Genomic DNA, 15,477 nt, shown 5'->3' with positions numbered 1-15,477 from the left:
TGCGGCGGTCAGATAACCGGCCACACCCAGAACACCACGCCCACCAGCACGATGAACGCGCCGCTCAGCACCTCGCCGTAGCGCTCGAGCGGGCCGAGGCTGATCCGCTGCAAACCCGCGGTCGAGGCGATGCACAGCGCGACATAGGTTGCGATCGTGCTGATCGCGAACACGATCGCCATGATCGCAATCACGCCGAAGCCGAATTTGCCGGCAGCGAAAAACGCCGGAATGCCTTCGACCATCGGCGAGGAGCCCAGGATCAGCATCAACGCGGTGCGCGATGAGGTTTTATGCGCGTGTTCGTGCAACGGCGCGTCACCGCCGTCGATCGCGACATCATGCATCGTGGTGCCGTCATGATCGTGCAGATGGCTGTGCGCCGGGCCGGACCCGTGCCGGTGGACATGGACGTGCCGCAGCATCACCGCGACATCGCCCCCCGCCGGCTGATAGAGCGCATCGCTCGGCGGCGCATGATGGTGGTGCGCATGATCGCCGTGGTCATGTTCGGCGAATGCCGTGTCGTAACGATGGGCGTGGCCGCCGTGCGCCATGGTGATGGTGACCGCGAAGCCATGCGGTTCGGGAATATCATCAAGCGATTCCCAATACGCGCCGCGATTGACCATCGCGAAGGTTTGCTGCGCGGCATCGTCGCGGTGCGTCTCGATATGCACGGCATCGGCATCCGGTCCGGTGAGCCGGAAGCGGGGCGGCGCGCCGGTCTCGAAGATCGAGAGCAGAATGGTGCCGTGGCCGGTATCGATGATCTGCTGCTCGGGCCCGTGGATCGCATCGGTGGTCCGCGCGTGGCTGTGACCGTGGCTATGGCTGTGACCATGATGATGGCCATGGTCCGCGCCGCCGCGCATCTCGCGGAGCGATGAAAAAGCGATCCAGCCACCGAACGCGATCAGCGCGAGACTCGCCGCGGCATCAACGAAGCCGCCGAATTTCACCGCGAACGCGGCACCGGCAATCCAGACCGCGATTCCGATCGCCAGGGTGGACAGCACATGGCCGATCCCGGCCCGGAACGCGACACGCGCCGTCTCACCGCGCGACCAGCCCCGCTGGCGGGCGATCAGCGTGATCGGCACCCAGTGATCCGGCACGATGGTATGCAGCACGCCGACGCCGGCGACACCCACGATCAGAAACAGCGCTTCGGTGTTCATGGCACGATTATATCACATGCTCGGGGGACAGGGCACAGATCTGGCCGGACGCGCCATCCTCGATCTGCACCGTGGCGTGGCCGATGCCGAACCGATCCCGCAGCGTGTCGCAGGTGCGGTGCAGCAAGGCATCGTCCATCGCGGCACCGGGGCGGACCAGATGCACCGTCAATGCGATGTCGGTGGTGCTCAGCCCCCAGATATGCAGATCATGCACCTCGCTTACGCCGGGCAACGCGGCGAGGTAGCGGCGCACCGCCTCGGCATCGACGCTGCCGGGCACCTTGTCGAGCGCGAGGTCGAGGCTGTCGCGCAGGACCGACCAGGTGGAAACCAGGATGAGACCCGCCACCACCAGGCTCGCGGCGGGATCGACCCAGGTCCACCCGGTGAACAGGATGATCACGCCGGATATGACGACGCCGAGCGAAACGACCGCATCCGCCGCCATATGGGTGAAGGCCGCGCGCACGTTCAGATCGCCCTTGCGGCCACGGGCGAACAGCCACGCCGTGACGCCGTTGATGGCGATGCCGGCGGCCGCGACGATGATGATGGTGTCACTGCCGACCGCACCGTGCGGCACGCCGATCACCAGACGCTGGATCGCCTCGACCGCGATGGCACCGACGCCGACCAGCAGCACGACCGCATTGGTCAGTGAGGCGAGGATGGAACTGCGCCCGAAGCCGTAAGTGCGCAGGCGGCTCGGCCGGCGCCGCCCCAGCGCCGCCGCACCCCAGGCGAGCAACAGGCCGAGCACATCGCCCAGATTATGCGCGGCATCCGCCAGCAGAACCACCGAATGGGCGGCAATGCCGAACACCACTTCGGCCGCGACGAAGCCCGCGTTGAGCAAAGCGCCGAAGGCAAATGCGCCGTCGAACCCCGCCGGCGGCGCATGATGATGGTGACCGCCCGGCCCATGATCGTGGCCGGCGTGATCGTGACCCGCGTGATCATGCCCGGCATGATCGTGGCCGGCATGGTCGTGCTCGCTCTCGTGCGGCGTGTTCATGGGCGTCTCCTGTGAAGCTGCTGCACCCGGCGCATCGGCGCCATCACCGCATTATCAACCGTGAAGCCGCTTCAGGGTCAAGCAATCCCGTCCATGCCGCCCGGTCAGCGCGGATTATCGCGCTTCAGGCCGGCGATCCGGCAGCACGCACAGCATTTCATAGAGCAGATTCGCGCCGATCAGTGCCGTCGTGCCGGTCGTGTCATAGGCCGGCGCGACCTCGACCAGATCGGCACCGACCAAATTGAGCCCGGCACAGCCGCGAATGATCTCCAGCGCCTGTATCGTGCTCAGACCGCCGATTTCCGGCGTGCCGGTGCCCGGCGCAACCGATGGATCGAGGCTGTCGATGTCATAGGTCAGATAAACCGGCCCGCTGCCCATCGTGGCGCGCACCTCCGCCATCAACGGCGTCAGCGAGCGGTGCCAGCACTCCTCGACCGGGACGACCCGAAACCCCTGTTCGCGCTGCCAGTCGAAATCGGTCGGGTAATAGCCGGTGCCGCGCAACCCGATCTGGATCGCACGATGCGGATCGATCGCGCCATCCTCGACCGCGCGACGAAACGGCGTGCCATGCGCAATCCGCTCGCCGAACATCGTGTCGTTCACGTCCGCATGCGCATCGATGTGAATGAACCCGACCGGCCCATGCTTCGCCGCCATGGCGCGCAACACCGGATAGGTCAACGTATGGTCGCCCCCCAGTATCAGCGGGATGCACTCATGCGCGATCACCGCGGCAATCCCCGCCTCGATCAGCCCGATCGATTTTTCGAGATTGTACGGATTGGTCGCGATATCACCCAGATCAGCCACCTGCATCCGCTCGAACGGGGCCGCACCCGTCGCCATGTTGTACGGCCGCAACATGACCGATTCCGAACGGATTGCCCGCGGTCCAAACCGCGTACCCGAACGATTGGAGGTGCCGATATCCATCGGCACCCCAATGAACGCCGCATCCAGCCCGGCCGCACTCGCCGCCTGCGGCAGACGCATCATCGTCGCAATCCCCGCAAAACGCGGCATCTCGTTCGCACTGGTCGGCTGGTTGTATGGTCCGGTCACGGCGGGGTCTCCTGGTTGGTGTGAGGTGAGGCTGAGGACAGCAAGGCCAGGGGCGCTGTCTCGGAGTTTCAACCGATCTGGCCTGCACAGCCCTCCTCTCGCCTAAAACTAGTGGATTTTAAAGGCTCCGCCTTTAACGGGGGTCCAGGGGGCAGAGCCCCCTGGCCTTCTTGCCCCCAACCTCATTTCGTACCAAACAGCCGATCCCCGGCGTCGCCGAGGCCGGGGCGGATGTAGGCGTGTTCATCGAGTTCGCGATCGAGTGCGGCGGTGAAGATCGGGACGTCTGGGTGGGCGGCGCGCAGCACGGCGACGCCCTCGGGGGCGGCGATCAGGCAGACGAATTTGATGGCGGCAGCGCCGGCGCGTTTCAGGCGGGTGATGGCGGCGGCGGCGGAGTGGCCGGTTGCGAGCATCGGGTCGACCACGATGGTGAGACGTTCGGCCATGTCTTCGGGGACTTTGAAGTAGTATTCGATCGGCTCGTGGCTGACCGGGTCGCGGTAGAGGCCGATGTGGCCGATGCGGGCCGAGGGCACCAGGTCGATCATGCCGCCCAGAATACCGTCGCCGGCGCGCAGGATCGAGATGAAGCAGAGTTTCTTGCCCGAGACCTGGCGCGCGATCATCGGCTCCATCGGGGTCTGGATATCGACCGGTTGGAGCGGCAGGTCGCGCAGCACTTCGTAGCCCATCAGCAGGCTGATTTCGCGGGCGAGGCGGCGGAAATCGCCGGTGGGGGTGGCGAGGCTGCGCAGCAGGGTGAGTTTATGTTCGACGAGCGGATGATCGACGATGGTGACCCCGGCGGGCGTCGTGGTCTCTCCCTGGCTGGTCGGCATCACGCCGCGACGACCCGGCGTTTACGGGCCGGCGGTGGCGGCGGCTGCACTGCTTTGGGTTTCGGGGCCTTGGCGGTCTTGGTTTTGGGTACGTCCTTGGCGGTGCGGCGCGGCGGGTGGATTTCGGCCGTCATTTTTTTGCCGACGATGCGTTCGATTTCGGCGCGGAATGCGCGCAGGTAGCGCTTCATATCGAGGTTTTCCGTCGCGTAGTCGCGCGCGCCGGCCGAAAGTTTCGCCGCCAGGGCGCGATCTTCGAGCATGCGCAGCGTGGTATCGGCGAGGGCCGCGTGATCGAGCGAGGGGGTCACGAGCCCGGTTGCGCCGTCGTGCACGAATTCGGTGACGGTTGCGGTATCCGACCCGATGACCGGCGCGCCGACCGCCAGCGCCTCGCGCAGGCTCCAGGAGGCGACGAACGGGTAGGAGAAGTAGATGTGGCTGTCCGAGCGCTGCAAAAGTTTCACGTGATCTTCATACGTCACGCGGCCCATGAAATGCACGCGCGACAGATCGAGCCGGTCGCCGACCTCGGCCAGCAGTTCCGATCGCCAGGTGCCGCTAGTGGGCGCAGCGCCGTAGCTGACTTCATCGCCGCCGACCACCGAGACCACGACGTCCTTGCGCGCCTGCAGGATCGCGGGCAGCGCGCGCATCATGGTGTGAAAGCCGCGATAGGGTTCGAGGTTGCGCGCGACGTAGGTGATCAGCCGCTGTTTCGGCCCGACGGTCAGCGGGCCGATCGAGAGTTTCTGTTTGCGCAGCGCAGGATCGGGCTTGCAGATGTCGAGATCGACGCCCTCGCGCAGCACCGTGATGCGGTCGCGCGCCCAGGCGGGGTAGGTCTGCCATTGCCAGGCGGTGGGGGTCTGGCCGTATTGTTCGAGCGCGATGGCCAGATGGTTGACGCCGTTTTTCGCCCGCACCGCGCCGAACTGGGCTTCCGGCATGATGAATTCCGGGTCGAAATTCACATCCGTGCCATCGAGCCGGTAATAGAATTCGAAATAGCCGAGGATCGGTACGCCCGGAAAGACATCGACCAGATTGAGCAGTTCGCCCCAGCCGTGATGGCCGATGATGATGTCTGGCACGAATCCCAGCGCCTTGATCTGCTTGGCGCCGGCGTAGCCAGCCTCGGCGCGGCGCATCGCGACGTCGAATTCGCGGGCACTCGGGTGCACCGCCGCGTGGGTTGCCGGCGGGCGGGCGTAGGTGACCTTGCGGACCCCGGCCATGTGGTTACGGTTCGGTTCGGTCATGAACACGATTTCATGACCACCCTCGGCCAGCAGATCGCGGACGATGTGCAGGTACTGGCCGGGGAAGTTCTGGTGAACGAACAGGAATTTCACGGCGCGCCGCTCAGCGTCGGCCGCGCGCGACCGCCTTGATTTTGGCGCGGGGCACAAGGGTCAGGCGAACGGCTTCGAGCGCTGCCAGACTGTCCGCCTCGCAGGTTTCATCGCTGGCGACCGGCCCGGCCTTCGACCCATCGACGAAGCTCGCCTCGCAGGACAATTCGAACGCCTCGGCGGCCTTGCCCTCCAGCCGCACCCGCAGCCCGAGCAGCGGCAGCGCCATGCCGCGGCTGCCGCAATAATCGCCGGCGGCGACCCAGGGGGACAGCCAGCCGCGACCGAGGACCGCCTGATACGACAAATCCTCCGGCGCGATGCCCGCGGGTGCCACGATCCCGATGCCTTCGATCCAGTTGCCCGAGCCCGCTTCACCCAGCCAGTCGCCGAATTTCGCACCCACATCGCCGCGCGTCTGGATATGGGCGAGCACGTCCATCGCGACCGGTTCGGTCACGGCGGGCGCGGCCGGGGCGGCCATGCCCTGGGCGAGGCGCATCACCTGCAAACGCGGCGCGGCATCGGCGCGGCCGGCGACCTGATAGACCGTGACGAGCACCTGCGCCGGCCCCTTGGCGACGCGCACCAGCGCCGCATCGCCCTGGCCGGTCAGCCAGCCATCCGCGCGGAAACCGGTGATCTCGACACCGTTGACGCCCAGCGGCGGCGGCGAAATCCGCACGCCCGGCAGGCCCTGATCGAGCGCCGCGCCGGCATTCGCCTCGTTGATGATGCAGAACAAGCCAGTGTCCAGCGTCATTAAGTGACCCGAGACTTTCAGCTCCTGGATCGAGCCGGCCTGCAATTCCGGTGCGGGCGCAGGGGCAGTTCCAGCCTGGGGTGCAGACTTGGCGGCGGCTTTGGACATCAAGGCGTCTCCGTTAAGATGGCTGGTTGGCGTCGGCGGGGGTGGGAGCGGGGGCGGAACTCATCAGAGGTTGTATACGATTATTGAGATTGCCTAAATTTGGCCGCCACGCAAGCAGGGTCTGGTTGATCCGTGCGGTCGGCAGGCCGAGCGGCAGCAGAAATCCGCGCCCTGTGGCTTTGATGCGCGCCGCCGGGGCGCCGAGGTCGAACCCGACGACGTATAAGCCGCCGCGCCACGCCTCGCTCAGCGCGAAGCACCAGGTCTCGGGCCAGATCGAGGGCAGGAAACCGAGCTGCGCGCCGGACCGCGCGATCAGCCCGGCCGCCTCGCCTTCCTGGTAGGCGCCGGTGATCAGGACGCGCCCGGTTGCGATCAGCGCGGCATCATCCTCGCTGGTGCCGATCAGCACGAAGCGCAGCGGCAGGTTGTTCGAAGCGGCATCGCGCGCACAATCGAGCAGCACATCGAACCCTTTGGCCGGACCGATGCCGCCGACCACCGCAATCAGCCGCGCGCCGGCTGTCGGCGGGGCGCGCAGGGCGAGCGGCGCGGTATCGTCTTCCCAGGGCGTGATCGTGGGTTTGATGCCGGGGAAATGGCGTTGCAGCCGCGCCTGGACATCGGCTGAGGGCACGCTGATCCGGCGCGCGGCGCGGAACTCGGCGCGCGAGCGGGTGACCAGGGCGGCGGGGCTGATCGGGTCGGTCAGTTCGCTGCCGGCGGCGGCGATGCAGGCATCGCACCCCGCCACATCCGGCTCGCCGCAATAGCGCCGGGCCGGGCCGATCAGGTTCACCCGCTTACAGAAACTGGCGTAGTCGTGGATGATGTGCTCGGCCGGCACATCGAGCGCCGTGGCCAGATCGCGGATGATCGGGTGGTGGCCGAGCGTGTGGTGGAACTCGACATGGCGCACCGTTTCGCGGCGCAACAGCGCGACCAGGGCGGCAAACCGGTCGGGCATCGCGTAGCATAGGTTCGGGTAGTCCTGCGGCGCATCGTCGGTCAGCCTTGCGGTGCCGATGAAGCTGGCGCGGCTGGCCGGATCGCTGAAATCGGGCTGGATCAGGATCGGGCGCAGGCCGGCGGCGCGCAGCGATGCCATCCGCGCCGCGATGACCCGGGCGATGCCGCCGCCGTGGTCGTGCGAGACCAGCACGACCGCGCCGGTGCCGCTGGTGGCGGATTGAAACCGCGCGCGATCGAGCCGAAAGCGCGCGGGTTGCAGCGGATCATCGGCGTGATGGGCGGCGATCAGCGCGTGATAGCCGGGGTGGCGGCGTTCGAGGATCGTGAGATTGCGCGCGCAGAGCGAGGATGCCGCGGCGCCGAACGACGTGTTCGCATGATGCGCGACGTAGACGCCTGGGACGCCGACGTGGCGGAACCCAAGTGCCGCCGCGCGGCGGCACCAGTCGTTCTCCTCGCCATAGCCTTGCGCGAACAGGCGCTGATCGAACCGGCCGGTGGCGTCCAGCGCATCGTGGCGGATCGCCATGCAGAAGCCGATCGCGGTCGGGATCTCGACGATGCCGGCCGGATTGGCGCGGCGGGCCAGACGGTCGAGCCTGATGGTTGCCGCGAGGTCGGGCGGTGGATTGCCGCCCTGCGGCGCGGGGTAGCTCAGGATGGTCGCCTCGTTCGACAGCGGCGTGGCGCTCGCGATGGCATCGCTGGCGTAAAGCGCTGCCTGCAAGCGCGCCGGTGCGCCGGGCGGGATCAGGATATCCGCGTTCAGCAGCAGGATGTCGCAGCCCGGCAGCAGGCGGCGCGCGGCGCTGATGCCGGCGTTGGCCGCACCGGGGAAGCCGCGATTGTGGCGATGGCGGCGCAGATGGATGCGGCCGACCTGGTGTTCGGCATCGATCATGCGGACCAGATCGGGCTCAGGACTCGCATCGTCGACCACCACGATCGGCACGGTGCCGACACGCTTCGGGCCGAGCGCCGCGTAGAGCGATCGCAGTGCGGCGAGCGTGGCGGCGGCGTTGCGATAGACCGGCATCACCGCGCAGAGACCGGCGGTGGCGGGCTTCGTGCGGGGGCGGCTACGCGCGCGGAACGGCGCCAGATCGGTCAGCATCGCCGGATCGAGCGGGGTGCCGTGCAGCAGCGTGCCGTCGGGTGTCACGATCCGGAACGGCGGTTGCAGGCCCTGCAACACCTTGGCACCGATGCGGAACGCGTGGCGCGGCAGGAACCACGCCGGCGCATCCGGTGGCAGGCGGCGGCGCGGATGGATGGCGCGCGACGTGCCGTGCCGGTCGATCAATTCCAGTTTCGGGGCGCGGTCGGGCGCGGCCGGGTGGGTGACCCAGCCGGTGATGCCGCCGCGCTCGGCATGGGCGATGCCGCCGGTGCGGCGCAGCGTGGCGAGGTTGAGCGTGCTGCCGAGCAGCGGAATCCCGGCGGCCTCGATCTGCAAAGTTGAGATATGGGCGAGCTTGCGCGGCAAGCCGGGGCACTCCACGCCATCGGCCCGGATGGTCGGCGTGGCGGCGTGGAGTGCCAGCGCGCCATCGGCGATCGCACACCAGCCGGGCGCACCGGCGGCCTCGGCCACGGCAGCGGCGAAGGCGGCGAGATCGGGATCGTCAGGTAGTTCATGGCGCTGGAACAGCGTGGCCAGCGCGGTCGCGGCACCCGAACGATCATGCGCGCGCCAGCGCACCCGCGCCAGGGCGAGCCAGGCACCAGCCAGATCATGCGCGGTGGCGATGGCGTGGAGCGCGGGCTCAGCCGCGGGGTCCTGGATGGCGGCAAGGGTCAGCGCGCGTTCGAAGGCGGCGCGCGGGTCCTGCGGCGCGATGCGGCCGACCCGTTCGAGCCAGAACAAGGCAGTTGCCAGATCGCCGGCATTAAGCGCCTTACGGCCGCGCACCCAGGCATCCGCAGCCTCGGCGTGGCGACGCTGCCGGACGGCATCGGGGTCGGCGGTGCTCAATCCCCGGCGGCTTGGCGCGGCTGTGGCGCGTCCGGTAAGGCGAGTTCGGCGAGGTCGATCCGTGCCTCGTCGATACCCTGCGCGAGGGCGCGGTTGAGCCAGTGCGCCGCCTGCACCGGGTCGAGCGGGCCGGCCAATCCCTTGCGCAGGTAGCGCCCGAGCATGAGTTGCGCGACCGGGTGGTTTAGCGCCGCCGCCTTGGCAAACCAGGCCTGCGCCTCGATCCGGTCGGTCGGGATATCGTGGCCGCCGCCGTAGAGGGCGCCGAGCGCGAACATCGCACCGGCATGGCCATTGGCGGCGACGCGGAGGAACATGTCGCGCGCGCTGGCGTGGTCGCGCGTGCAGCCGTGGCCGTGCAGCTTCATTTCGGCGAGCAGAGCCAGCGCCTCGACCATGCCGGTTTCCGCGGCGCGGGCGATCCAGCGGTGCGCCTCGACCAGATCGGCCGGGATGCCGCGACCCTCGAACAGGAGACGACCGTACCAGTATTGGGCGTTGACCACGCCCTCGGCGGCGCGCCGGAGCCAGATGGCGGCGCGGGCGTCGTCACGCTTGACGCCGACGCCCTCGGCCAAACAGACGCCGTAGTTGAACGCGCCGATCAGATCGCCTGATTCGGCGGCTTTTTCGAACCATTCATGGATCGGCAGGCCATCGACCGAGGATTGCCGGATATCGCCGCGGAGCATCAGATTGCCGAGATCGGCGCCGGCGATGATGTCGCCCTGTTGGGCGGCGCGGGCGAGCCAGCGGGCGGCTTCCTCGGGGTCGCGCGCGACGCCGGCGCCGGTGAGGTAGAGCATGCCCAAGGCGCGCGCCGCGACGCGGTGCCCGGCTTCGGCGGCGACGCGGAACCAGAGCGCGGCTTCGGCATAATTGGGCGGCAGGGCGCCGCCGCGGGCATATAAATCGGCCACCAGCGCGGCCGCTTCCGGATCGCCCGCGATGGCGGCGCGGCGCAGCCAGGATTCACCCTCGATCGGGTCCGGCGCGCAGCCGTGGCCCGCCAGCAGCATGGCACCGAGCTTGGCCTGGGCGTTGCGGATGCCGTGGATCGCGGCCTTGCGATAATGGGTCAAAGCGCGCGCCGGATCGGGCAGGACGCCGACCGCCTGCTCGTGGATGACGCCGAGCAGATAATGCGCGGTCGGCAGATCGGCCTTCACCGCCTCCTCGAACTCGCGCATCGCGGCGACGGTTTTTTCGGCGGTATCGGCCCCGCGCATCAGGATCATGCCGAGGCCGAGATGGCCCTGCGGCCAGTTTTGCGCCGCCGAGCGGCGATAATAGAGTTCGGCCGCCGCCGGATCGCGGATATCGTCCGGCCCGTTCGACAGGATATAGCCGAGCAGCGCCTCGCCATCGGCGGAGCCTGCCTTGGCCGCGCGGCGGGCCCAGATCAGCGCCGAGGGGTAATTGGCCGCATTCGCGGTTTCGCTGGGTTGGGCATGATCGCCGAACAGCGAGCCCGCCTGACCGGCCGACGGTGCCTTCAGGCCATGGATAAACATACCGGCGAGCCGGCACTGGCTGTCGACATGGCCGGCTTCCGCGGCGCGCTGGAACCAGCGGGCGGCCTCGCGCGGGCTCTGCGACAGGCCGCGCCCGGCCATGTAGGCTTCGCCGAGGGCGAATTGCGCTTCGGCCAGACCGGCTTCGGCGGCGATGCTGTAGAGCCGCGCCGCACGCTGCCATTGTTGCTCGCCGGCCAGCTCCCCTGCCCGCTTGAAAGCGCGCCTTGGTGACAGTGCGGCGAGTTTATCGATCGCGTTCAGCATGACTGCTACGCGCGCCGATCAGGGCTCACGCAAACTGTCGTAAGCGACCGGCATGATCTTGGTGATGAAATACGACATGATGGTACGGCGTCCTACCTTGATGTTCGCGTTCAGCGGCATGCCGGGCACCAGGCGGAAGCCCGGCGGCACGTTGTGCAGCATCAACTCGTCGAGCGAGATATCGGCGCGATAATACAGCGAATGCGGCCGGTTCGGCAGCGCCGAGCCGCCCTCGCCCGGGGTTTGTTCCGGGCTGAAACTGTCGGCGCTGACCGATTTCAGCGTGCCCTTGGCCGAGCCGTAACGCAGGAAATCGAACGTGTCGAAATTGATCGTGACCGGATCGCCGATATGGACATAGCCCGATTCGGTGCCGCTGATATCGGCCTCGACCGTGAGCGGCGCATCGACCGGGACCAGCGAGATGAATTTCTCACCCGATTGCAGCACCGAGCCGACCGACACATGCGCCACCGTGAGCACGATGGCGTCACGCGGGGCGCGCAACACGACCAGCTGGCTCTGCAACTGCGCCTTGGACAGATCCTGCTGCGCCGTGACCAGCTTGCTCGTAGTCTCGGCGAGATCTTCGGAGACGGCGGCCGACCATTTTTTCTCATACGCGTCGCGTTCGGCGCGCTGGGCGGCCAGATCGCGCTCGCTCGCGCTCGATAGCGAGCTCGACACGGTCAGGCGGTCGTTCAAGGCGAGCAGCGAGTTGAGCTTGCTGCCGACCTGCATTTTCTGCAGCTGGTTGCGCATATTCTCGACGTCCTGCGCGACGCCGACCTGCTTTTTGAAGAACCCGGCTTCCTGCACGCTCTTGGTCACGATCAGGTGGAGCTCGGCGATTTTCTGGTCGTAATTCTCGACCGTGTAGGTGCGCTCGGCCTTGCGGCTCGCGAAAATCGCGGCCTGCAGCGCCTGGGCAGGGTTGGGGTGGGCCGGCGCGTAGGTTTTACCCGTGGCTTCGGCGACCAGCCTTGCCTGCTGGGCCGAGAGGGCGACGACCTGCGCGCGCAACGCCGTGAGGTTGGCGCGTGCGAAGGTCGGGTTCAGCCGGGCGAGCAATTCGCCTTTGTGGACGATCTGGCCTTCGCGGACATCGATCGACTGCACGATCGAGGTGTCGAACGGCTGGAGCATGATGGTCGGTGCGGAGGAGATCAGCTTGCCCTGGGCGGTGACCACTTTGCTGACCCGGACGGTCGAGGCGATGATGAGCAGGGCGAACACCATCGCCGTGACGATGAGGGCGGTGTAGCGCGAGATCGCGGGCACCGGGATCGCGATGACGGCGGCGGTGGGCGACTGGAACTCGAGCAGGGCCATCGGCGTGTCGCCGAGTTGCCCGGGGCTGGCCAGGGCGAGGCCGGAGCCGGTCGCGCCGGATGGGCGCGGCGGGGTGGGGTTTGCCATAAGCTCAGTCTCCCTGCGCGAGTGTCGGGGTCGGCGCGTTGCGCGCCCCTTCGGGGTTCATATGGCGGTTCTGCTGCAACCACAGATGACGATAGATCGCGCAGCGTTCGACCAGCTCGCCATGTTTGCCGAGGTCGACCACCTGGCCCGAATCCATCACCAGGATCTGGTCGCATTCGACCAGCGAGGCGAGGCGGTGCGAAATGATCACCATGGTCCGGTTGCTGGCGATCCGCAGCAGGTTGGCGTTGATCAGCGCCTCGCTTTCCGGATCGAGCGCGCTGGTCGCCTCATCGAGGATCAGCAGGCGGGGGTCGGCGATCAGGGCGCGGGCGATCGCGAGGCGCTGCTTCTGGCCGCCGGACAGGTTGGGCGAGCCTTCCTGGATGAAGGTTTCATAGCCCTGCGGCAGACGTTCGATGAACTCTTCGGCACCGGCCAGCCTTGCCGCGCGGATCGCGTCCTCGAAGCTGAGGCCGGGGCGGCCGGCGATGATATTGTCGCGCACCGAACCGCGGAATAGGAAATTATCCTGCAGCACCACGCCGAAGCTTCTGCGCAGATGCCGCAGATTGATCTCGCGGAGCTCGGTGTTGTCGATTTTGACCGCGCCGGTGTATTCGCGGTTGATGCCCTGGAGCAGGCGCGTCACGGTCGATTTACCCGAGCCGGACCGCCCGACGATGCCGAGCATGGTGCCTTCCGGAACCGCGAAACTGACCTTGTTCAGCGCCGGAGTCTTGGTGCCCTCGTAGCTGAACGTGACGTTTTCGAACGCGACGGAGCCGCGGAACTGCGGGCGCAGGCCGGTGTTGAGCGCGCGGCGCTCGGTCGGGCGGTTCAACACGTGACCGACGATGGCGATGGCGGCGCGGGCTTCCTGCGCATCCTGGATCAGCCGGGCGAAGGAGACCAGCGGACCGGCGACGCGGCCGCCGAGCAGCATGAACCCGACCAACCCGCCCAGCGCCAGCGGATTCTGCGAGGTCACCGCGATGTAGCCCCCCAGCAGCAGGACGCCGCCCTGGGCATAGCGTTCGAACGGCAGCGACAGCACGACCGGCCAGTTGGAGAGCTTGCCCATCTGCATGTTGAGGCGGCTGGTTTCGGCGACGCGGGCATCCCATTCATCGGCGCGCACTTTTTCCAGCGCGAGCGCCTTGACAGTGCGGATGCCGTAGATGCTCTCGACGAGGACGGCGCCCTTAAGGCTTTCCGCCGCGATGATCTTGCCGGTGAGATGCGCGATGGCGGGCAGGAACGCGGTGATGATGACGGCGATGATGCCGGCCGCGATCAGGATGGTCCAGGCCAGGAAGGCATCGAGATAGAACAGGATCGGCAGGATCAACGCGACCATGAACATGTCGATGAAGGTCGAAAGCAGCCGCCCGGTGATGAAATCGCGCACCCGGTAGATCTGGCCGACTTTGTAGGACAGATCGCCGGCCTGGTTTTTTTCGAAGAAATCGATCGGCAGGGTCATCAGCCGATCGAAGATCATCAGGTTGAGCCTGGCGTCGATCCTGGTGGACAGAATGACCAGCATCATGCGCCGGCCCCAGGTGAGCAGCGCTTCCCAGAGGATGCAGACGATGAAGATCAGCGTGACGAGAATGAGGGTGTTGATGCTCTTGTAGATGATCACGGTGTTCAGCACGACCATGATCATCAGGATCGGCAGGACCTGCAGAATGGTCAGCGTGATCGAACTGATCGCGACATCGCGCAGGATGCGCTTTTCGATCAGGACCATGCGCCACAGCAAAGAGAAATTGAACGGCGGCTCGACATCCTGGCCGTCGCGTTCGCCGCGGATCAGCAGCACCGCGCCATCCCAGACCTGGCGCAGCTGGATTTCATCGACCGCGATCGGCGCCGAGCCGAGCGGCGCGCGCGGGTCGCGCACGAAGATGATTGAGCGGTCGCGATCGTTGGAGACCATCAGCGCGCCCACAGGCCGGATTCGCGCAGCCATTCGACCAGATGCGGCGAGGACGGCGCGGGGTCCTTGGGATCGAGCGTCAGCGTCTCGGTATCGAGATCGACGCCGTGGAACCGTGCGGCGGCCTTGACCGCGAGGATGCGGACGTGTTCCGCTTCGGTCTCCTCGCTACTGCGATCGGGGGAGGCGGCGCCGGCGCTGTCGACGATATCATTCATGGGGCGAGCTGTCCCTTGTATTGGCCCGGTTAGGGTCTGACCGGGTGACGATCAATGTGTAGCGAACGCGATTGAGATGCGCACGGCTTACGCCGCACTGCAACAGACCAGAAACGGTGGTCGAATTCAATGAAATAGATCAAATCTCCAACCCGGTCTCGATAATAGCACACAAGTGGTCCCCTCTTCCATAGCCGAATGGTCCGGTTGTTCCACGGCGTTAGCGGCGGCGGGCGGGACGGATCCCCGCGAGGCCCTTGCGGTGCCGCGGTGGCGGCGGCATCACTGGGGCTCGTTCAATTGGAGTCGATTGCGCATGGAAATCCGCCCCGCGACCGCCGAGGACCTGCCCGAGTGCCAGGCGATTTATGCCCATCATGTGCTCGAGGGTACCGGCACGTTCGAGGAAATCCCCCCTCCCCTCGAGGAGATTGCCGCCCGCCATCGGCAGATCGTGGCGGCCGGACGTTCGTGGCTGGTGGCGACCGATGCGACCGGCTTGCTCGGGTTTGCTTATTTCGATCAGTATCGCCCGCGCTCGGCCTATCGGTTCACCGCCGAGGATAGTGTGTATGTCCGCGAGAACGTGCGGGGTCAGGGGGTCGGCAAGGCGCTGGTCGGGCGCCTGTTGAGCGATGCGCGGGCCGGCGGGTTTCGCCAGATGCTGGCGGTGATCGGTGATTCCGAGAATACCGGCTCGATCGGGGTGCATGCGAGCCTCGGGTTTCAGCGCGTCGGGACGATGCGCGATGTCGGGTTCAAGTTCGGCCGCTGGCTCGATGTGATCATCATGCAGCGCGCCCTCGACGCTGATAATTGAGGCGGCGCA

Annotated in this window: 10 protein-coding genes and 1 pseudogene; 1 reads left to right on the top strand and 10 read right to left on the bottom strand. The window is 67.0% G+C overall.

Annotation, left to right across the window (positions count from 1 at the left end):
- Positions 1-8 precede the first annotated feature (8 nt).
- From B7X49_RS04165 to B7X49_RS04120, 10 genes and pseudogenes are all read right to left on the bottom strand, one after another.
- A complete protein-coding gene (locus B7X49_RS04165) occupies positions 9-1,181 on the bottom strand; it encodes a hypothetical protein (RefSeq protein ID WP_286703545.1) in 1,173 nt (390 codons plus the stop codon).
- A gap of 7 nt (positions 1,182-1,188) precedes the next feature.
- Positions 1,189-2,199: a cation diffusion facilitator family transporter gene (locus B7X49_RS04160; RefSeq protein WP_286703544.1), complete on the bottom strand. Its 1,011-nt coding sequence runs from the start codon at positions 2,197-2,199 to the stop codon at positions 1,189-1,191.
- A gap of 114 nt (positions 2,200-2,313) precedes the next feature.
- Complete coding sequence (gene speB / locus B7X49_RS04155; RefSeq protein ID WP_286703543.1) at positions 2,314-3,270, bottom strand: agmatinase; 957 nt, start codon at positions 3,268-3,270, stop codon at positions 2,314-2,316.
- A 182-nt stretch (positions 3,271-3,452) separates the two neighbouring features.
- Positions 3,453-4,112 (bottom strand): uracil phosphoribosyltransferase, encoded by a 660-nt coding sequence (gene upp, locus B7X49_RS04150; RefSeq protein WP_286703542.1) that lies wholly within the window; start codon positions 4,110-4,112, stop codon positions 3,453-3,455.
- Positions 4,112-5,467, bottom strand: a complete 1,356-nt coding sequence (locus tag B7X49_RS04145; RefSeq protein WP_286703541.1) for a glycosyltransferase — start codon at positions 5,465-5,467, stop codon at positions 4,112-4,114. Before B7X49_RS04145 ends, upp begins: the two co-directional genes overlap by 1 nt.
- A gap of 10 nt (positions 5,468-5,477) precedes the next feature.
- Positions 5,478-6,338: a hypothetical protein gene (locus B7X49_RS04140; RefSeq protein ID WP_286703540.1), complete on the bottom strand. Its 861-nt coding sequence runs from the start codon at positions 6,336-6,338 to the stop codon at positions 5,478-5,480.
- 13 nt (positions 6,339-6,351) lie between these two features.
- On the bottom strand, positions 6,352-9,285 hold the full coding sequence (locus tag B7X49_RS04135) for a glycosyltransferase (RefSeq protein ID WP_286703539.1): 2,934 nt from the start codon (positions 9,283-9,285) through the stop codon (positions 6,352-6,354).
- Positions 9,282-11,066: an SEL1-like repeat protein gene (locus B7X49_RS04130; protein ID WP_286703538.1), complete on the bottom strand. Its 1,785-nt coding sequence runs from the start codon at positions 11,064-11,066 to the stop codon at positions 9,282-9,284. Before B7X49_RS04130 ends, B7X49_RS04135 begins: the two co-directional genes overlap by 4 nt.
- 18 nt (positions 11,067-11,084) lie before the next feature.
- Positions 11,085-12,485 (bottom strand): HlyD family type I secretion periplasmic adaptor subunit, encoded by a 1,401-nt coding sequence (locus tag B7X49_RS04125; protein WP_286838376.1) that lies wholly within the window; start codon positions 12,483-12,485, stop codon positions 11,085-11,087.
- A gap of 4 nt (positions 12,486-12,489) precedes the next feature.
- Positions 12,490-14,648: pseudogene (locus tag B7X49_RS04120) on the bottom strand (peptidase domain-containing ABC transporter).
- Between the two features lie 316 nt (positions 14,649-14,964).
- Between B7X49_RS04120 and B7X49_RS04110 the strand changes: the two are divergent.
- Complete coding sequence (locus B7X49_RS04110) at positions 14,965-15,468, top strand: GNAT family N-acetyltransferase (RefSeq protein WP_286703535.1); 504 nt, start codon at positions 14,965-14,967, stop codon at positions 15,466-15,468.
- The last annotated feature ends 9 nt before the right edge of the window (positions 15,469-15,477 follow it).

The organism is Acidiphilium sp. 34-64-41, from assembly GCF_002282635.1.
Classification (GTDB): domain Bacteria; phylum Pseudomonadota; class Alphaproteobacteria; order Acetobacterales; family Acetobacteraceae; genus Acidiphilium; species Acidiphilium rubrum.
The sequence above is the reverse complement of the archived record's forward strand: the minus strand, read 5'-3'. Positions and strand labels throughout refer to the sequence as shown.

Excerpts from the sequence above, each read along its gene's own strand:
- B7X49_RS04165 (WP_286703545.1), bottom strand. The coding sequence starts at position 1,181 with ATGAACACCGAAGCGCTGTTTCTGATCGTGGGTGTCGCCGGCGTCGGC.
- B7X49_RS04125 (WP_286838376.1), bottom strand. The coding sequence starts at position 12,485 with ATGGCAAACCCCACCCCGCCGCGCCCATCCGGCGCGACCGGCTCCGGC.
- B7X49_RS04140 (WP_286703540.1), bottom strand. The coding sequence starts at position 6,338 with ATGTCCAAAGCCGCCGCCAAGTCTGCACCCCAGGCTGGAACTGCCCCT.
- B7X49_RS04130 (WP_286703538.1), bottom strand. The coding sequence starts at position 11,066 with ATGCTGAACGCGATCGATAAACTCGCCGCACTGTCACCAAGGCGCGCT.
- B7X49_RS04160 (WP_286703544.1), bottom strand. The coding sequence starts at position 2,199 with ATGAACACGCCGCACGAGAGCGAGCACGACCATGCCGGCCACGATCAT.
- B7X49_RS04110 (WP_286703535.1), top strand. The coding sequence starts at position 14,965 with ATGGAAATCCGCCCCGCGACCGCCGAGGACCTGCCCGAGTGCCAGGCG.
- upp (WP_286703542.1), bottom strand. The coding sequence starts at position 4,112 with ATGCCGACCAGCCAGGGAGAGACCACGACGCCCGCCGGGGTCACCATC.